This window comes from Mesorhizobium argentiipisi (SeqCode) (genome assembly GCF_037179585.1).
Lineage (GTDB): Bacteria > Pseudomonadota > Alphaproteobacteria > Rhizobiales > Rhizobiaceae > Mesorhizobium > Mesorhizobium argentiipisi.
Genome location: NZ_JAPYKO010000033.1, coordinates 1 through 17,681 on the forward strand (window position 1 = coordinate 1; position 17,681 = coordinate 17,681).

Below are 17,681 nucleotides of genomic sequence, written 5' to 3' on the forward strand. Positions count from 1 at the left end.
GTTCAGGTTGATGGTTCATCGGTGGGAAGGGACCGGGCCATGCCACGGCCTGTCCGAAAGGACGACCAGGATCCACTCGGCCTCCTTCCCACTTCAACCATACACCAGAACCAACACACAGGATCCTAGGGTCTCCGCGACGTCGCTTCGCGACTGCTTCGCCCTAGGATGACGACGTCCGTTTTGCCAGCCGATAATCGCAAACGTTGGAGATTGTCCAAGGCCGTCCTCCCGTCGTCATTCTAGGGCGGAGCAAGGAGCGAAGCGACGCGCGCAAACGCTAGAATCCATGCCGTTACGTCTGCCTAAGAACGAAGCGGTGCAGAAAAAAGTTCGCAAACAAACACTTCCCGTCCGATTGCGACCTCACAGGGCCTTCATCCATTTCGCCAGGCGATGCGCCGCTTCCTCGAGTTGATCGAGGCGACGGTGGAAGCATAGCCTGAGGAAGGCTTCGCCGCCGGGACCGAAGGCGGTGCCGGGCGCCAGGCCGACATTGGCGTTGTCGACAATGTCGAAGGCGGCTTTTCGAGCATCGGTGAGGCCGTCGACCCTGAAGAAAAGGTAGAAGGCGCCCTGCGGCACGGTGAACCGCGCCTTGCCGGTTTCGCCAAGGATGCCGCAGACGAGGTCGCGCGCGGCCCGCGCTCGCTCCACCTGTTCGACGATGAAGCCGTCACCCCCGTCGAGGGCGGCTACCGCGCCGCGCTGCATGAACTGCGCGACGCCCGAGGTGGAGTACTGGATCAGGTTCTCGAACACCTGCTGCAGGGCGGGATGGGTCTTGATCCAGCCGACACGCCAGCCGGTCATCGCCCAGTTCTTGGAGAAGCTGTTGACGAACAGGATACGGTCCTCGGGCGTGGCGATGTCGAGGAAGGACGGCGCGCGGCCATGGCCGTAGTGGAACAGCGAATAGATCTCGTCGGCAATGATCCACAGGCCCTTTTGGCGGGCGAGATTGAGGATCGCCTGGAGCGTCTCCTTGTCGGCGGTCCAGCCGGTCGGGTTGGACGGCGTGTTGATGAACAGAAGCTTCGTGCGCGGCGTGATCGCCGCTGCGATCTTGTCGACGTCGCAGGACCAGCCATTGCCGGACTGGTCGAGGGTGACCGGCACCGGCACGGCGCCCGCCACGCCGGCGGCCGCGGCGAAATTCGGCCAGGCGGGCGAGAGGTAGATCACCTCGTCGCCGCTGCCGGCGATCGCGTCGATGGCCAACTGGATGGCATGCATGCCGGATCCGGTGACGATGAACTCTTCCTCGGCGAAGGTCTTGCCGAAATGCCTGGCATAGTAGCGGGCGAGCGCCTGCCTGAGCGCGGGAATGCCCTTCTGCCAGGTGTAGAACGTCTCGCCATCGGCCAGTCCCTTGGCGGCGGCATCGCTGATGAAGGAAGGCGTCGGCAGGTCGCCCTCGCCGGCCCAGAGCGGGATCAGGCCTTCGCGCAGGCGGCCATGATTGATGACGGCGACGATGCCGCTTTCGGGCGCAGCGCGGGCTTCCGGGCGCAAGGTCTCGATAAGGGTCATGGGCAAAATCCGTATTCGTCTCTCGTGAGCGCTCTTACCAGATCGCCAAACGGAAGACCCCGGCCGCAGGCGGCCGGGGTTTTGGTCCAGAGCACCCGCTCTGCGTTATCTCCTGGCGAGCAGGTCGCGGATTTCGGTCAGCAACTGCACGTCGGCGGGCGGCGGCGCGGCGGCAGCAGCCGGCTTCTCGCGTTCCAGCCGCTTGCGCAGGTTGTTCACCGCCTTGACCATCAGGAAGATGATGAAGGCCAGGATCAGGAAATTAAGCACGACCGTGATGAAGCTGCCATAGGCGAAGACGGCGCCTTCTTTCTTGGCATCGGCCAGCGTGGCCGAATGGACGTTCGAAGACAGGCCGAAGAAGTAATTGTTGAAATCCAGCCCGCCGAAGATCGCGCCGATGATCGGCATGATGATGTCGTTGACGAGCGAATCGACGATCTTGGAGAAGGCGGCGCCGATGATGACGGCGACGGCCAAGTCCATCACATTGCCTTTGGAAATGAATTCTTGGAATTCTTTCAGCATTCGACCCTCCTTGCCGTGACGGGCCGCGCTGCCGCCTCACCAGTGTCCTTCGGTGCCGGCCCTGGACCCACCATAACAAAAACCCCCGGTTGCAAAACCGGAAAAAGAGCCAAAGCACCGGTTTTGTCTTTCCGCACACCATCATCAAGCACATATGCGCCGAAAGCCGCGGTGGACTCGCGGTTGGAGCTGTGATTGCGTTGTAGGAACCGGATGAGATACCGGTTTAGTCAAGAAATAGAGCATGATGTCGCCCGAAAACCGCTTCCCATTTTTCGGCATCATGCTCTAGGAGGAAGTGCGGACCGTGCAAGGCTGGTTCGTCGTCATCATCGCGATCGCCTATGTGACGCTGCTTTTCGCCATCGCCAGCGTCGGCGACCGGCGCTCGGTGGCAGCCGGGCTCGGACGGGCACGGCCCTTCATCTATGCGCTCAGCCTCGCCATCTACTGCACCTCCTGGACCTTCTTCGGTTCGGTCGGGCTGTCCTCCGAGCGCGGCCTCGAATTCCTCGGCATCTATACCGGCCCGGTGCTGGTCTTCGTGTTCGGCTTCCCGCTGCTCAACCGCATGATCCGGCTGGCAAAAAGCGAGAAGATCACCTCGATCGCGGACTTCCTCGGCGCCCGCTACGGCAAGAGCTTCACCGTCGCGGCGATCGCGACGCTGATCGCCACCATCGGCGCGGTGCCCTATATCGCGCTGCAGCTCAAGGCGATCTCGGGCTCCGTCAGCCTGATGGTCGAGCACTATACCGGTTCGCCGCCTTCTTTCGATCCGTTCGTCAGCGATATCTCGCTGGTGGTGGCGATGCTTTTGGCGCTGTTCGCGGTGCTGTTCGGCACCCGCCATGCCGATGCTACCGAGCACCAGGATGGGCTGGTGCTGGCGGTGGCGGTCGAAACCGTGGTCAAGCTCGCCGCCTTCCTCGCCATCGGCCTGATGGTGACGTTCCTGATCTTCGGCGGGCCCGGCGACATGTTCGCCAGCCTTGCCGGAAACGACCAGGTGCGCCAGGCAATGAGCTACAGCACCCCCCTCGCCACCTGGCTGGTGCTTACCGGTCTGAGCGGCTTTGCCGTGCTGATGCTGCCGCGGCAGTTCTACGTCACCATCGTCGAGAACCGCAGCGAGGCGGAGCTGCGCACGGCGACCTGGGTTTTCCCGCTCTATCTCGTGGCGATCAACGTCTTCGTGCTGCCGATCGCCTTTGCCGGCCTGTCGCTGGTCGGCGGCAAGACCAGCAGCGACCTTTATGTGCTGTCGCTGCCGCTGCTCAGCGGGCACGATCTGCTGGCGATGGCCGCCTTCGTCGGCGGCCTGTCGGCGGCCACCGCCATGGTGATCGTCGAGAGCGTCGCGCTTTCGATCATGATCTCCAACGATCTGGTCATCCCGCTGTTCGTGCGCCGCGTGCTCAAGACGAGCTCCTCTGAGAACGAGGACTGGTCGACGCTGATCCTCAACGTGCGCCGCGCCTCGATCTTCATAATGCTGTTCATCGCCTTCCTCTATTATCGCGAGAGCACCAATAGCGCGCGGCTGTCCTCGATCGGCCTGATGTCGTTTGCCGCGATTGCCCAATTCGCGCCGGCGTTGATCGGCGGGCTGATCTGGCGCCGCGCCAACGGCCGGGGCGCAGCCCTCGGCATGGTCGCCGGCATAGCCGTCTGGGGTTATACGCTGCTCCTCCCTTCACTTGTCGGCACAGAATCCGACGTCGTCGTCCATGGCCTGTTCGGCTTCGAGGCGCTGAGGCCGCAGGCGCTGTTCGGCACCGTCGGCGAGCCGCTGAATCACGGCGTGCTGTGGAGCCTCTCGGTCAATGCGCTGTTTTTCGTCCTGGGCTCCCTCTCGCGCGCATCCGTGCCGCTGGAGCGCATCCAGGCGGCGCTCTTCGTACCGCGCGAGGCTGGCCCGATGCCCAGCCTCAGGCGCTTCCGCACCGCCATCACCGTCAACGACCTGAAGGACACGATCTCGCGTTATCTCGGCGTGGAACGCACGGAGCGCTCCTTCCAGTCCTTCGAGAGGGACGCGAAGGTCTCCCTGCACGGCACCGAACAGGCCAGCATGGATGTCATCCGCTTTTCGGAGCAACTGCTGGCGAGCGCCGTCGGCTCCTCCTCGGCGCGGCTGATCCTGTCGCTGCTCTTTCGCCGCAACGATCGCGACTCCAAGGATGCCTTCAAGCTGCTCGACGACGCCACCGAGGCGCTGCAGCACAATCGCGACCTGCTGCAGATCGCGCTCGACCAGATGGAGCAAGGCATCACCGTCTTCGATCGCGATTTCCGACTGATCTGCTGGAACCGGCAATACCGGCTGCTGTTCGATCTGCCGGACGAGATGGGCCAGGTCGGCGTCTCGCTCGATCGGATCCTTCATCATCTCGCCGAGCGCGGCGATATTCCCGCCGACCAGCGCGTGACGATCCTCAACCGGCTGACCAGCTTCGCCGGCCCGTGGCAGATGGAGCTGAAGACCAGCGGCCGCATCCTGGAGCTGCGCTCCAAGCCGATGCCCGACGGCGGCATCGTCGCCACCTATGCCGACATTTCAGGCCGCGTCGAACAGGACCTGGCGCTGAAGCGGGCTAATGAATCGTTGGAGCAGCGGGTCAAGACCCGCACCGTCGAGCTCACGCGAGTCAACGAGGAACTGGCGCAGGCGCAGATGCTCGCCGAGGAGGCAAACCTCGGCAAGACGCGCTTCCTCGCCGCCGCCGGCCATGATATCCTGCAGCCGCTGAACGCCGCCCGGCTCTATTGCTCGTCGCTGATCGAAAAGGCAGGCAAGGGACCTGCCGGCAAGGCCGCGATGAACATCGAGTCCTCGCTGGAATCAGTCGAGACCATCCTCGGCGCGGTGCTCGACATCTCGCGGCTCGACGCCGGCGCCATGAAGCCCGACAATACCGCCTTCAATCTGGGCGGACTGCTTGGCCAGATCGGCAACGATTTTCGCCCGCTTGCCGCTGAAAAGAAGCTTGAACTCACGATTATCCCATCCTCGCTCGGCGTCATGACCGACCGGAACCTGTTGCGCCGGCTGATCCAGAATCTTGTTTCCAACGCCATCAAATACACGCGCCAGGGCCGCATCCTGGTCGGCGTGCGGCGGCGCGGCGAACTGGCCGAGATCCAGGTGATCGACACCGGCATCGGCATTGCCGGCGACAAGCTCAGCACCGTTTTCAACGAGTTCACGCGCCTCGACGAGGGCGTACGGGAGGCTGAGGGGCTCGGCCTTGGCCTTTCAATCGTCGACCGCATCGCCAGGGTGCTGAGGCTCGAGATCCGCATCTACTCCAAACCCGGCAACGGCACGCGCTTTTCCGTCATCCTGCCGGTCGCGGCGGTCGCGGCGCCGCCGCGCGAGGCCGGCAAGGCGCCGCCCCGCTCCGCCTCGACGCTTGCCGGGCTCAACGTGCTGTGCATCGACAATGACGCGCGCATCCTCGACGGCATGCGGCTGCTGCTCGAAGGCTGGGGATGCCGCGTCGAAACGGCTTCGGGATCAGGCGATCTCCTGAAGCCCGGCGCGCCAAAGCCGGACCTCGTGCTGGCCGACTATCATCTCGACGGCGGCACCGGGCTCGATGCGATCGCGACGCTGCGCGCCGCCTATGGGCAGGACCTTGCCTGCGCGCTGGTCACCGCCGACCGCTCCAGCGAGGTGCGCGCGGCTGCCGGCCGGCTCGACATTCCGGTGATCAACAAGCCGCTGAAGCCGGCCGTGCTGCGCTCGATGATGGGGCGCGTCAGGCCACTGGCGCCAGCGGCGGAGTGATCAGCCGACCGGCTGCAGCGGGTCGCCACCGATCTTCGACAGCTGGATGACCGCCTGGGTGCGGCTGTCGACGCCGAGCTTCTGCAGGATGGCCGAGACATGCGCCTTGATGGTGGCCTCGGAGACGCCGAGCTCGTAGGCGATCTGCTTGTTGAGGAGGCCCTCCGCCAGCATGCCGAGCACGCGCGTCTGCTGTGGAGTCAGGGCCTGCAGGCGTTTGATCAGGTCGGAGATTTCCGGGTCGCGCTCGACGCCGAGCTCGATGCCGGCGGGGGCCGCGATATCGCCGGCAAGCACCGCCTGCACGGCGGCGCGGATCTCTTCCATGCTGGCCGATTTGGAGATGAAGCCGGAAGCGCCGAGATCGAGCGCGCGGCGGATGGTGACGGGATCATCATGCGCCGAGACCACCACCAGCGGCACCGCCGGATGGATGCCGCGCAGCGAGATCAGGCCGGAGAGGCCGCTGGCGCCCGGCATCGACAGATCGAGCAGCACCATGTCGACATCCTCGTTGGCCAGCACCAGCGCCTTGGCGCTTTCGAAATCCCCAGCCTCGTGGATGGCGGCAACATCGCCGATGCCGGCAAGCGCCTCCTTCAGCGCGCCGCGAAAAAGCGGATGGTCGTCGGCAATGACGAAAGTGTGGCCCGACGGCAAATATTCCTCCCCGATCCCATCATCATTGTGTGCTTCTTGCGGGGACCGGAATGATTATGCGGCGGCGCGGCGCGTTTTCAAGCGGCAAAGACCGCGTGCGGGGTTTTCCCCAAGGCGGCTTTGCAATCAGGTCTTCTGCTGGTTCAGCTTGCCGTCGCCGTCTTCCTTGTCCAGGTCCTTGACGATGTCCTTGAAGGTCCGGAAGAAGCGCTCCATGTAGCCCATCGTCTTGTTGAAATCCTCTTCGCTGGGCAGTTGCGATTCCAGCCGGGCGGACAGCGAATTCTCGAGCTTGGCGACACGCGCGTCCAGCGCCTTGACCGAATTGTTCAGCCGGTCGATCTCGTCCTGGTAGACGGCCCGCTCGTCGGCGGCCATCTTGCAAACGAGCTGGCCGGCGCGATCTTCGCAGATCGACATGGCGCCGGTTCTTGTATCCATGCGGACATAGCCGTTGGCCGACTTCTCCAGACGGTAGTGGTCGGTCTCCTCGGAATAGGCGGAAGCGGCAACCAACGAGCAAAGCGCCGCGGGGATCAGGATGTGCTGCAGACGCATGTTGTTCCTCCATGAGCCAGTGAAGGCGGGCTATCACAGGTTTGCGCCGGAAATGGGGAAGAGTCGAGCTTCGAGCCTTCCCCGCACCTTCGGTTCGGACTATAGCGCGACAATGTCTCAGATTATCTACAAGATCGCGCCCGAGGCGCTGTGGCGCGAAGCCGAAAAGAACGGGCGCCTTGCCGGCGCGCCGGTCGACATCGCCGACGGCTTCATCCATTTCTCCACCGCCGGCCAGGTTCGCGAGACGGCGGCCAGGCATTTCGCCGGGCAGATGGACCTGCTGCTGATCGCGATCGACGCGGCGAAGCTGAATGATGCGCTGAAATACGAGGTCTCGCGCGGCGGCGCCCTGTTCCCGCATCTCTACGCCGAGCTCGACCTTGATGCCGTTCTGTGGGTAAAGCCGTTGCCGCTCGGCGCGGGCGGCCACGAATTCCCGGCGCTGGAGGGCGAATGAGCGTGCTCGACCGGATCGGCCAAAAGCTGCTTTTCTCCTTCGATCCGGAAACGGCGCACGGCCTGTCGATCGCGGCGCTGCGCTGCGGGCTGCCGGTCGGCGCGACGGCGCCGCGGCGCCCGACGCATGACGCGCGGCTGAAGGTCAGCCTTTGCGGTCTCGATTTCCCCAACCCGCTCGGCATGGCCGCCGGCTACGACAAGAACGCCGAAGTGCCGGACGCGCTGCTTGGGCTTGGCTTCGGCTTCGCCGAGGTCGGCACCATCACGCCGCTGCCGCAACCCGGCAATCCGAAGCCGCGCATCTTCCGGCTGACGGCGGACGAAGCAGTGATCAACCGTCTGGGCTTCAACAATGAGGGCCATGCGGCCGCCGAAAAGCGCCTTGCCGCGCGCAAGGGGCGGCCAGGCATCGTCGGCGTCAATATCGGCGCCAACAAAGACAGCGCCGACCGCATCGCCGATTATGAGCGCGGCGTCGCCCGCTTCGCGCCCTATGCGAGCTATCTGACCGTCAACATCTCCTCGCCCAACACGCCTGGCCTGCGCAACATGCAGGCGCGCGAGCAACTCGGCGAATTGTTATCGCGGGTGATGGCGGCAAGAACGGAAGCGTCGGCGCAGCCGCCGGTCCTCCTCAAGATCGCTCCGGACCTCGTCGAAGCGGAGCTGCAAGACATCGCCGCCGAGATCGCCGAGAAGAAGATCGACGGCGTCATCGTCTCCAACACGACGCTTGCAAGGACAGGATTGCGGAGCACGACCGTGGCAGGCGAAGCCGGCGGCCTTTCGGGCAAGCCGCTGTTCGAGCGTTCCACCGCAGTGCTCGCCCGCATGCGCAAGCTGCTCGGCCCAAGCATTGCCCTCATCGGCGTCGGCGGGGTCGATTCCGCCGAGACGGCGCTGGAGAAGATCCGCGCCGGAGCCGACCTCGTCCAGCTTTACACCGGCATGATCTTTGCCGGACCGGCGCTGCCCGGGCGCATCGTCGCCGGCATGGCGCGGTTCATGGAACGCGAGCGGCTTCGCTCGATCCGGGATCTGCGCGACTCGGCTTGCGAGCGCTGGGCTTCAAAACCGATCAGCTGAAAGCTGTCTTCACCCTGAGCCTGAGCACCGTCAGCAGGCTCAAGCCGCGCACCAGCAGGAAAACATGCAGCGATGCCCACAGGCCACTGTTGCCGAAGGCTGGCGCCAGGGTGATGAGCGCAGCGCTGAAGATGAGGAACGACAACAACATCATGTTACGCATGTCGCGTGACCAGGTGGCGCCGATGAAGACGCCGTCCATCTGGAAGGCGAGCACACCGCTCAGCGCCGTGAAGGCGGCCCAGGCCAGATAGGTGTCGGCGACCGCGCGGACCTCCGGGGACGTCGTCACCAGCGCCACCAGACTGGCGCCGGCGGTCAGCAGGGTGAGCGTGGCGACGCCGGCAAGGCCAAAACCCCAGATCAGCGTCAGCCGTACCGCCTGCCGGAACGGGGCAGGCGCATGTGCGCCGATGGCGCGGCCGGCGAGCTGCTCGGCGGCGGTGGCGAAGCCGTCGAGGAAATAGCCGGCGATGAGGAAGAAATTCATCAGCACAGCGTTGGCGGCGAGCGTCACCGTGCCGAACTGCGCGCCCTGCCTGGTGAACAGCGCGAAGGCGGCAAGCAGCGAAAAGGAGCGGATCATGATGTCGCGGTTGAGCGACAGCATGCGCCGGTACGCCGGCAAATCGAGGATACGCCGGCGCGACGGCCGCTCCAGCTTGCGGAAACGGTTGAGCACGATGGCAAGGCCAAGCAGCATGGCCAGAAACTCGCCGGTGACGGTCGCCCAGGCGACGCCGGCAACGCCCCAGCCGAGCTCGAGGCCGAGCAGGAAGCAGAGCGCGATGTTGATGCCGTTGACGCCTGCAGCATCAGCCCGAGCCCGCCTTCGCCGCGTCCTAGCACGTAGCCCAGTATGGCGTAGTTGATCAGCGAGAAGGGCGCTGCCAATAGCCTGATGCGGATATAGACCGACATGGCCGCGCTGACGCGCGGTTCGGCGCCCATGAACCATTGGCCGGCAACGGCAAAGAGCGGTGCAAGGGCGGCAAGCACGACGCCCGCGACGACCGCGATCAGCACGGCGCGCCACAGCACCGCCTGCTCCTCCAGCGCATCGCCGCGCCCGAAAGCCTGGGCGACGAGGCCGGTGGTGCCCGAACGCAGGAAGTTGAAGGTGGTGAAGACGACGTCGAACACCAGCGATCCCGCCGCCAGGCCGCCGAGCAGGGCCGCATCGCCGAATTGGCCGACCACCGCCGTGTCGACAATGCCGAGCAGCGGCGTCGTCAGATAGGCAAGCGTCATCGGCACGGCGATCGCCAGCACCGAGCGGTTGGTGACGGCGAAGGATCTGGCGCTGGCTTGGGTTGCGTCCATTGCTGCCTGTCCGATGCGGGCTTGATCAAGGACCCGATGTGCCTCAGTTTGCCGGCGTCACGCAATCACCATCAGCCGGACTGCCAACCGAATTTTCTGCTGGTCTTACGCAATTGCGGACGGAAAGCCGTTTCACACTTTTCCTGGAATTGCTCCAGGCTGGCGCAGGCCTCCCGACCCATGCCGCTGCAGATCGTCCATCACCCCGACTATGATGCCGGCTTCGCGGTCAACCACCGCTTTCCGATGAGCAAATATCCGCTTTTGATGGAGGCTTTGCGCTTACGAGGGTTGGCCGTGGCGGGCGCGCTTTCGATGCCGGAGCCGGCACCGGCCGCACGGCTGAAGCTTGCGCATGCGGCCGACTATGTCGACCAGGTGATCGCCTGCCAGGTGCCGGCGAAAATAGAGCGCGAGATCGGCTTTCCGATCGGCCCGCGCGTGTCATTGAGGGCGCAGCTCGCTACCGCGGGTACGGTGCTGGCCGCCAGGCTGGCGCTGAAACACGGCATTGCCTGCAACACGGCGGGCGGCAGCCATCATGCCAGGCGCGCGCAAGGCGCCGGCTTCTGCACCTTCAACGATGTCGCCGTCGCCGCGCTGGCGCTGCTGGCGGAAGGCGCCGTCGAAAACGTGTTGGTCGTCGACCTCGACGTGCATCAGGGCGACGGCACGGCCGACATTCTCAAAGACGAACCGCGCGCCTTCACCTTTTCCATGCATGGCGAACGCAACTACCCGGTGCGCAAGATCGCTTCCAACCTCGACGTCGCCTTGCCGGACGGGACAGGCGACGACGCCTATCTCAGGCGGCTCGCCGACATCCTGCCGGACCTATCCCGGCAAAGGCATTGGGACATCGTCTTCTACAATGCGGGCGTGGACGTTCATGCCGAGGACAGGCTCGGCCGGCTGGCGCTCGCCGACAATGGCCTCAGAGCCCGCGAAGACATGGTCATCGGCCATTTCCGCAAGCAGGGCGTGCCGCTCTGCGGCCTCATCGGCGGCGGCTACTCGACCGACGTGTCGGCGCTGGCCGCGCGCCACGCCATCCTGTTCGAGGTGGCGTCGCGATATGCGTGATGCCACGCAAGCTATTTCCGGTAGCTGGCGATCCTGAGCAGGATGAACACCGGCACGACGATCGCCGCGCCGAGCAGGATATAGCCGAGGAAGCGGTCGATGGCATGGAAGCCGAGATTCCACAAATCGACGAAGAACTGGCGGATGCCATAGAAGACGTCCATCGGCGACCAGCCGAAGGCATGCATGACGAGGCCGACGAGGAAGGAGACCACGAGCAGCTTCAGGAACACCCTGAGCGGCGTGTCGCCAAGAAAGCGCGTCAATGCGGACAAGGCCATTCTCCGGTTCGAGCCGCCCGATTCGGCGGCGCGATATCAGATACGCATTCCGCGGAAGGGCATCAAGCAATGGAGCCGCCGGCTCCGCTTTGCCGATTGCTTGACGCCCGGCCATCATGGTAACGAGGGCTCGTGCGGGTATGATGTAATGGTAGCCTGTCAGCTTCCCAAGCTGAACGCGCGGGTTCGATTCCCGCTACCCGCTCCAGCTTGCGCCGGACAGGTTTGAGTCAGACCTCACCAAGGGGCTAAATTGCGAGACCGATTCGGGTCGGCTGCCGGGATTGCGGGGCGCAATTGCATTGGGTCGACCCTCAGGCCAGCAGTTTGCACGAGGGTGAATTCGGCTGTTTGTAAAGCGAGCGTTTGGGTCTTGCACACCAATGCAAGACCCAGTCAGCGATTCACCCGGTAGCGCCCTAGAGCCGGAAGCCGATCCAGACGCGGCGGCGCCAGCAGCGGACATGGCGCCGGCCATAGCGCCAGTAGCGGCGGCAGACCCTTCCCCAAACGCGCCGCCGGCGGCGGCGGTAGTATCGATCATGGTAGTACCGATCACGGTAATACCGACGGCGGTAGTACTGAGCTGGCTGCAGCAGATCGGCCTGGTCATCCTCCTCGTAGATGGCCGGATCCGGCTTATCCAATTCGTCGAGAATCCCGTTGCCTTCGGGGATGCCGGCAACCGCCTTGGCTGGTCCGGCCAGGCTTGCAAGCGCTGCCGCCCCCGCAACGCCAAGCATTCCAGTCAGAAACAACCGACGTTCCATCGAAACCTCCCGAGCTGTTGAGCATCGGCAGCTTTCCCTCACCCGCAACGGGCTCCAGCGAGCGACCGATCGGTTTGAACGTACAAGCAGCATTCTCGTTCCATTAGCCCACCTCGCGCAAAATGAAGTCGTGCAGCATTTTGGCGGCGGGCGAGAGCACCCGGTTCTTCACCGTGATCAGGCTGTAGGGCCGGACTTCGATATCGAACTCGGTCTGGACGACATCGATGGCGCCGGCCAGCCCATCGCCGCCTTGAATGAACTTGGCGACCTGGATCGAGACCGGCGCGATGGCGTCGGACTGCGCCACCATCACCAATGTGAGCAGCAGCGAGGAGGTGTTGAGGATGCGATCGGGCAGCGGGATGTCGCGATTCAAAAAGTTGCTTTCCATCGCCTGGCGCAGCGGCGAGCCGCCGGACTGGAACACCCAGTCATAGGCTGCCGTGTCTTCCAGCTTCACCGCCTTGCCGCTCGCCAGCGGATGGCCGCGACGCACGATGAGGCAGGCCTTCTCGACGCCGATGACGCGCGATTCGAAAAGCCGCGGATTGAGATCGTCGGGAATACGGGCGATGATAAAGTCGTGGCGCGACGCGATCAGTTCGCGGGCGAGCACGTTCGAAGTTTCGACCTGCATGGTGATCTCGATGCGTGGATAGATGCGGCGAATCTCGCGAATCGCGGGCACCGCGAGCTCGATGGCCGGCGCCGTCACCGCACCGAGGAACACCGAGCCGCCCTTGCCGGCCTTGAGCTCGGCAATCTCGCGGTCGGCCTCGCGCATCTCCAGCAAAATCGAGCGGGCGCGGCGAGCGAGCGCCTGGCCGTAAGGGGTCAGCGTCACGCCGCGCGGCAGCCGCTCGCACAACTTAACGTCGAGCACCGCCTCCATCTCGGCGATCATGCGCGAGGCTGCCGGCTGGGATATGTTCATGACCTGGGCGGCGGCACTCACCCGGCCGTGATCGTCCAGCGCGGTGATCATGCGCATATGCCGAAGACTGAGGCCGCTGCGCAGCAGCGTCTCGCCGTCTCCCGGCAATTTCTCGTAACTTACTGAAATCACATCAGGATCATGCAATGCCGCCATGGATTGAGGCCTCTCCGCCGGATTTCCATCTGCCGTTCAAGCTATACCAGTTTCGATATAGCAACCAGCAAAGATCGCATTTGACAGTTATGTCAAAGGGACCCACCCTTCGCGCGTTCCGAGAGGCAACAGTCGGCAACGAGCAAATTCGTATCGATTGAAACTGCGTCGCGGGACCGATTGGGAGGATACCGGAGATCGATAAAGCCGACAGTGGCGCACCAGCGCACCTGTTCGACTGCGCGGCCCGCGAAGCCCCGAGGTGTCGCGTCCATCAACCAGGGAGAGTAATGTGAAGATCATCAAGACGCTGGCCGCCGTGGCGGCCCTTGGCATTGCCGCCATGAGCTATTCGGCGCATGCAGCCGACAAGGGCCTCATCGGTGTGCTGATGCCGACCAAGACCTCGCAGCGCTGGATCAACGACGGCGACGCCGTCAAGTCCCAGCTCGAGAAGCTCGGCTATACCGTCGACCTGCAATATGCGCAGGACGATATCCCGAACCAGCTCAGCCAGCTGGAAAACGAAATCACCAAGGGCCCGAAGGCGCTGATCATCGCTTCGATCGACGGCACCACCATGGCCGACGCGCTGCAGAAGGCCAATGATGCCGGCGTCGTCGTCGTCGCCTATGACCGTCTGATCAAGAAGACCCCGAATGTCGACTACTACACCACCTTCGACAATTTCGGCGTCGGCGTGATCCAGGCGAATTCGCTGGTCAAGGGGCTCAAGGAGCGCTTCCCGAACACCAAGCCGTGGAACGTCGAACTCTTCGGCGGCTCGCCGGACGACAACAATGCCTTCTTCTTCTACAATGGCGCGATGTCGGTCCTGCAGCCGCTGATCGACGACGGCTCGATCAAGATCAAGTCCGGCCAGATGGGCATGGACAAGGTCGGCACGCTGCGCTGGCTCGCCGCCACCGCCCAGGCCCGCATGGACAACCTGCTCTCGGCCAACTACTCGGACGGCAGCCGCGTCGATGGCGTTCTGTCGCCCTATGACGGCCTGTCGCGCGGCATCACCGCTTCGCTGCGCGCCGTCGGCTACGGCACGGAGGCGCAGCCCTGGCCGATCGTGACCGGTCAGGACGCCGAGACCGCCTCGGTCAAGCTGATCATCTCGGGCGAACAGTACTCGACCGTGTTCAAGGACACCCGCGAGTTGGCCAAGGCCACCGTGCAGCTGGTCGACAAGGTGCTCTCCGGCGGCAAGCCGGACGGCCTCGACACCAAGACCTACAACAACGACGTCAAGGTCGTTCCCTCGATCCTGTTGACGCCGCATGAGGTCGACAAGTCGAATTACAAGGAACTGGTTGTCGACTCCGGCTACATCAAGGCCGAAGAGCTGAAGTAATCCAGCCTCACAGGAAGGGGTCCTGCGCGACCGCAGGACCCCTTTTCGTTCACAAGCGACCCCGGTATTGTTTTTGCCGGCTTCTGCAGCGCCGTGCGCAGTCGCGGCGCTGACCAGACTGCAGTATGTTGATTTCGCGCAAGACGCTTTCCGCGAATGGAAGGCAGGCGCCAGGGAGCAGAACCTCATGGCCTCGACGATTTTGGAGATGCGCGACATCACCAAGACGTTTCCCGGCGTGAAGGCGTTGTCGAACGTCAATCTCAGCGTCGAGGAGGGTGAGATCCACGCCGTCGTCGGCGAGAACGGCGCCGGCAAGTCGACGCTGATGAAGGTGCTGTCGGGCGTCTATCCGTCCGGCACCTATGAAGGCCAGATCATCTTCCGCGGCCAGGAATGCCATTTCAAAGGCATCCACGACAGCGAGCATATCGGCATCGTCATCATCCACCAGGAGCTTGCGCTGGTGCCGATGCTGTCGATCGCGGAAAACATTTTCCTCGGCAATGAGCATGCCAGCTATGGCGTCATCGACTGGGACGCCAACGAGACGCGCACGGCCGCCCTTCTCAAGAAGGTCGGGCTCAAGGAGGATCCCAAGACGCTGATCACCAATATCGGCGTCGGCAAGCAGCAGCTGGTCGAGATCGCCAAGGCGCTCAGCAAGGAAGTGAAACTCTTGATCCTCGACGAGCCGACGGCGTCGCTCAGCGAAAAGGACAGCCAGGCGCTGCTCGACCTTCTGCTCGAGTTCAAGCGCCAGGGCATGACCTCGATCCTGATCTCGCACAAGCTCAACGAAGTGAACCGGGTCGCCGACAAGGTGACGGTGATCCGCGACGGGCGCACCATCGAGACTCTGCCGAGGAAAGATATCTCGGAAGACCGCATCATCACCTCGATGGTCGGCCGCTCGCTCGACGACCGCTATCCGCCGCGCGAGCCGCAGATCGGCGAGGTCATCTTCGAGGTCAAGGACTGGTCGGTCTACCACCCGATCCACGCCGAACGACAGGTGATCAAGAACGTCAACCTCAATGTGCGTAAGGGCGAGGTGGTGGGCATTGCCGGGCTGATGGGCGCCGGCCGCACCGAATTCGCGATGAGCCTGTTCGGCCGCTCCTATGGCCGGCACATCACCGGCGAGGTTCTGCTTAGAGGCAGGCCGCTCGACCTCTCATCGGTGAGCAGAGCGGTGGAGAACCGCATCGCCTATGTCACCGAGGATCGCAAGACCTACGGCCTCAACCTCATCGACCACATCAAGCACAATGTGACTTTGGCCAACCTCTCCGGCGTCTCCACCCGCGGCGTCATCGACGACATGCGCGAGATGAGCGTCGCCAACGACTACCGCAAGAAGACCAACATCCGCGCCTCCAGCGTCTATCAGCTGACCGGCAATCTCTCGGGCGGCAACCAGCAGAAGGTGGTGCTGTCGAAATGGCTGTTCGCCGATCCGGAAGTGCTGATCCTCGACGAGCCGACGCGCGGCATTGACGTCGGCGCCAAGTACGAAATCTATACGATCATCGCCCGCCTCGCCGCCGAGGGCAAAGCGATCATCGTCATCTCGTCGGAAATGCCTGAACTGCTCGGCATCACCGACCGCATCTATGTCATGAACGAAGGACGCATCGTCGGCGAAATGGCGGCAAGCGACGCCAGCCAGGAGAAAATCATGCGCGCCATCGTTCGGGGAGAAGGAAAAAAAGCATCATGAGCACAGAAAGCGCTCCCGCGCCGCAGAGCGGCGTCGCCGAGGACGTCAAGCAGGGTCCGCGTATCGCCGTTTCGGCGCTGACGACGAACCTGCGCGAATACGGCCTGATCATCGCGCTGATCGTGATCATGCTGTTCTTCCAGTACACGACGTCGGGAACGCTGTTCAAACCGGTCAACCTCAGCAATCTGGTGCAGCAGAACTCGTTCATCATCGTGATGGCGCTCGGCATGCTCTTGGTGATCGTCGCCGGCTATATCGACCTCAGCGTGGGATCGGTCGCCGGCTTCATCGGCGCGCTGGCCGCGATGATGATGGTCATCTGGCCGCTCGGAATATTCTCGAATCCGCTGGTGGTCTCGATTGTCTGCCTGATCGTCGGCGCGCTGATCGGCGCGGCGCAAGGCTACTGGATCGCCTATCACCGGATCCCGAGCTTCATCGTGACGCTGGCGGGCATGCTGATCTTCCGCGGCATCTGCCAGGCGCTGCTTGGCGGCGGCTCCTCGGTCGGCCCGCTGCCGGACAGCTTCAAGGCGCTGAGCTCGGGTTTTATCCCGGACGTCATCGGTCCGCTGACGCTGATCCCGCCGACCGTGAATGCCGCCGGCAAGACGATCGTCGGCAGCGGCTTGACACTGCATATGACGACGGTCGTGCTCGGTCTGATCGCGGTCCTCGCCTATGCCTATTTCGGCTTCCGGACGCGGCGCAAGCGCGAGCGTCATGGCTATGAGGCGGAGCCCTTCCCGCTCTTCGTCATCAAGACGCTGGTCGGCAGCGCGCTGGCGCTCTTCCTGGTCTTCCAGTTCGCCAGCTACAGGGGCCTGCCGGTCGTGCTGCTGGTGATGGGCGTGCTGATCTCGCTGTTTGTCTTCGTCACCAAGCGCATGACCATCGGCCGCCGCATCTATGCCATGGGCGGCAACGCCAAGGCCGCGCAGCTCTCGGGCATCAACACCGAAAGGCTGACGCTGCTTGTCTTCATCAATATGGGCGTGCTGTCGGCGCTGGGCGGCCTTATCATCGCGGCGCGCCTCGGCCAGGCCGTGCCGGCGGCGGGCCTCGGCAGCGAGCTCGACGTCATTGCGGCGGTCTTCATCGGCGGCGCCTCGGCAATGGGCGGCGTCGGCCAGGTGATCGGCGCCGTGGTCGGCGGCTTCATCATGGGCGTCATGAACAACGGCATGTCGATCATGGGCGTCAATGTCGACTGGCAGCAGGTGGTCAAGGGCCTGGTGCTGCTCGGCGCCGTCATCTTCGACGTCTACAACAAGAACAAGGCTTAAGGGCCGGAACAAGGTTCAGGAGGCATACGGGTTTCAGATCGCGAAGCTGCCGGCAGCCCGTCGGCAAGAAGTCCCGACAAGGACCAGGCTCGCGAGCGCAATCCGGACGAAGAATTTCAACCGTGGCGTGGATCGC

14 protein-coding genes, 1 tRNA gene and 1 pseudogene are annotated in these 17,681 nt (G+C 63.8%); 8 read left to right on the plus strand and 8 right to left on the minus strand.

The window, feature by feature from the left end; genetic code table 11:
• Window positions 1–366 precede the first annotated feature (366 nt).
• Both O7A05_RS29310 and mscL read right to left on the minus strand, forming a co-directional pair.
• Window positions 367–1,533: a pyridoxal phosphate-dependent aminotransferase gene (locus O7A05_RS29310; RefSeq protein WP_337096634.1), complete on the minus strand. Its 1,167-nt coding sequence runs from the start codon at window positions 1,531–1,533 to the stop codon at window positions 367–369.
• 105 nt (window positions 1,534–1,638) lie between these two features.
• Window positions 1,639–2,061 (minus strand): large conductance mechanosensitive channel protein MscL, encoded by a 423-nt coding sequence (gene mscL / locus O7A05_RS29315; RefSeq protein ID WP_337096635.1) that lies wholly within the window; start codon window positions 2,059–2,061, stop codon window positions 1,639–1,641.
• A gap of 307 nt (window positions 2,062–2,368) precedes the next feature.
• On the opposite strand from mscL, the gene O7A05_RS29320 reads away from it, so the two are divergent.
• Window positions 2,369–5,854 (plus strand): PAS domain-containing hybrid sensor histidine kinase/response regulator, encoded by a 3,486-nt coding sequence (locus O7A05_RS29320; protein WP_337096637.1) that lies wholly within the window; start codon window positions 2,369–2,371, stop codon window positions 5,852–5,854.
• Here O7A05_RS29320 and O7A05_RS29325 read toward each other — a convergent pair whose 3' ends face one another.
• The gene (locus O7A05_RS29325) at window positions 5,855–6,514 is read right to left on the minus strand and encodes a response regulator transcription factor (RefSeq protein WP_224714543.1); all 660 of its coding nucleotides are present in this window, start codon (window positions 6,512–6,514) and stop codon (window positions 5,855–5,857) included. It lies immediately after the preceding gene.
• 126 nt (window positions 6,515–6,640) lie between these two features.
• Complete coding sequence (locus O7A05_RS29330) at window positions 6,641–7,072, minus strand: hypothetical protein (RefSeq protein WP_337096638.1); 432 nt, start codon at window positions 7,070–7,072, stop codon at window positions 6,641–6,643.
• Between the two features lie 112 nt (window positions 7,073–7,184).
• Here O7A05_RS29330 and O7A05_RS29335 point away from each other — a divergent pair, with 112 nt between their 5' ends.
• A complete protein-coding gene (locus tag O7A05_RS29335) occupies window positions 7,185–7,532 on the plus strand; it encodes a DUF952 domain-containing protein (protein WP_337096639.1) in 348 nt (115 codons plus the stop codon).
• A complete protein-coding gene (locus O7A05_RS29340) occupies window positions 7,529–8,620 on the plus strand; it encodes a quinone-dependent dihydroorotate dehydrogenase (RefSeq protein ID WP_337096641.1) in 1,092 nt (363 codons plus the stop codon). Before O7A05_RS29335 ends, O7A05_RS29340 begins: the two co-directional genes overlap by 4 nt.
• On the opposite strand, the pseudogene O7A05_RS29345 reads toward O7A05_RS29340, so the two are convergent.
• Window positions 8,613–9,943: pseudogene (locus O7A05_RS29345) on the minus strand (MATE family efflux transporter). The gene O7A05_RS29340 and the pseudogene O7A05_RS29345 overlap by 8 nt on opposite strands.
• 180 nt (window positions 9,944–10,123) lie before the next feature.
• Here O7A05_RS29345 and O7A05_RS29350 point away from each other — a divergent pair.
• Complete coding sequence (locus O7A05_RS29350) at window positions 10,124–11,026, plus strand: histone deacetylase family protein (RefSeq protein WP_337096642.1); 903 nt, start codon at window positions 10,124–10,126, stop codon at window positions 11,024–11,026.
• 11 nt (window positions 11,027–11,037) lie between these two features.
• On the opposite strand, the gene O7A05_RS29355 is transcribed toward O7A05_RS29350, so the two are convergent.
• On the minus strand, window positions 11,038–11,307 hold the full coding sequence (locus O7A05_RS29355; RefSeq protein ID WP_181166832.1) for a DUF6460 domain-containing protein: 270 nt from the start codon (window positions 11,305–11,307) through the stop codon (window positions 11,038–11,040).
• Between the two features lie 134 nt (window positions 11,308–11,441).
• Here O7A05_RS29355 and O7A05_RS29360 point away from each other — a divergent pair.
• A tRNA-Gly gene (locus tag O7A05_RS29360) sits at window positions 11,442–11,515 on the plus strand.
• Between the two features lie 211 nt (window positions 11,516–11,726).
• On the opposite strand, the gene O7A05_RS29365 is transcribed toward O7A05_RS29360, so the two are convergent.
• Window positions 11,727–12,077, minus strand: coding sequence for a protamine-2 (modular protein) (locus O7A05_RS29365; protein WP_337096645.1), 351 nt, complete (start codon window positions 12,075–12,077; stop codon window positions 11,727–11,729).
• Window positions 12,078–12,180: 103 nt separating this feature from the next.
• Entirely contained in the window at window positions 12,181–13,170 is a 990-nt protein-coding gene (locus O7A05_RS29370; RefSeq protein ID WP_337096646.1) for a LysR family transcriptional regulator, read from the minus strand.
• Between the two features lie 292 nt (window positions 13,171–13,462).
• Here O7A05_RS29370 and chvE point away from each other — a divergent pair, with 292 nt between their 5' ends.
• The 3 genes from chvE to mmsB all read left to right on the plus strand — a co-directional run bounded on the left by chvE (window position 13,463) and on the right by mmsB (window position 17,545).
• Entirely contained in the window at window positions 13,463–14,533 is a 1,071-nt protein-coding gene (chvE, locus tag O7A05_RS29375; RefSeq protein ID WP_337096647.1) for a multiple monosaccharide ABC transporter substrate-binding protein, read from the plus strand.
• Window positions 14,534–14,720: 187 nt separating this feature from the next.
• A complete protein-coding gene (mmsA, locus tag O7A05_RS29380) occupies window positions 14,721–16,256 on the plus strand; it encodes a multiple monosaccharide ABC transporter ATP-binding protein (RefSeq protein ID WP_337096648.1) in 1,536 nt (511 codons plus the stop codon).
• Window positions 16,253–17,545 (plus strand): multiple monosaccharide ABC transporter permease, encoded by a 1,293-nt coding sequence (gene mmsB, locus O7A05_RS29385; RefSeq protein WP_337096650.1) that lies wholly within the window; start codon window positions 16,253–16,255, stop codon window positions 17,543–17,545. Before mmsA ends, mmsB begins: the two co-directional genes overlap by 4 nt.
• The last annotated feature ends 136 nt before the right edge of the window (window positions 17,546–17,681 follow it).

Coding starts and splice junctions, on each gene's coding strand:
- O7A05_RS29310 (WP_337096634.1), bottom strand. CDS start 1,533: ATGACCCTTATCGAGACCTTGCGCCCGGAAGCCCGCGCTGCGCCCGAA.
- O7A05_RS29355 (WP_181166832.1), bottom strand. CDS start 11,307: ATGGCCTTGTCCGCATTGACGCGCTTTCTTGGCGACACGCCGCTCAGG.
- O7A05_RS29350 (WP_337096642.1), top strand. CDS start 10,124: ATGCCGCTGCAGATCGTCCATCACCCCGACTATGATGCCGGCTTCGCG.
- O7A05_RS29365 (WP_337096645.1), bottom strand. CDS start 12,077: ATGGAACGTCGGTTGTTTCTGACTGGAATGCTTGGCGTTGCGGGGGCG.
- O7A05_RS29330 (WP_337096638.1), bottom strand. CDS start 7,072: ATGCGTCTGCAGCACATCCTGATCCCCGCGGCGCTTTGCTCGTTGGTT.
- mscL (WP_337096635.1), bottom strand. CDS start 2,061: ATGCTGAAAGAATTCCAAGAATTCATTTCCAAAGGCAATGTGATGGAC.
- O7A05_RS29340 (WP_337096641.1), top strand. CDS start 7,529: ATGAGCGTGCTCGACCGGATCGGCCAAAAGCTGCTTTTCTCCTTCGAT.
- O7A05_RS29370 (WP_337096646.1), bottom strand. CDS start 13,170: ATGGCGGCATTGCATGATCCTGATGTGATTTCAGTAAGTTACGAGAAA.
- O7A05_RS29335 (WP_337096639.1), top strand. CDS start 7,185: ATGTCTCAGATTATCTACAAGATCGCGCCCGAGGCGCTGTGGCGCGAA.
- mmsB (WP_337096650.1), top strand. CDS start 16,253: ATGAGCACAGAAAGCGCTCCCGCGCCGCAGAGCGGCGTCGCCGAGGAC.
- mmsA (WP_337096648.1), top strand. CDS start 14,721: ATGGCCTCGACGATTTTGGAGATGCGCGACATCACCAAGACGTTTCCC.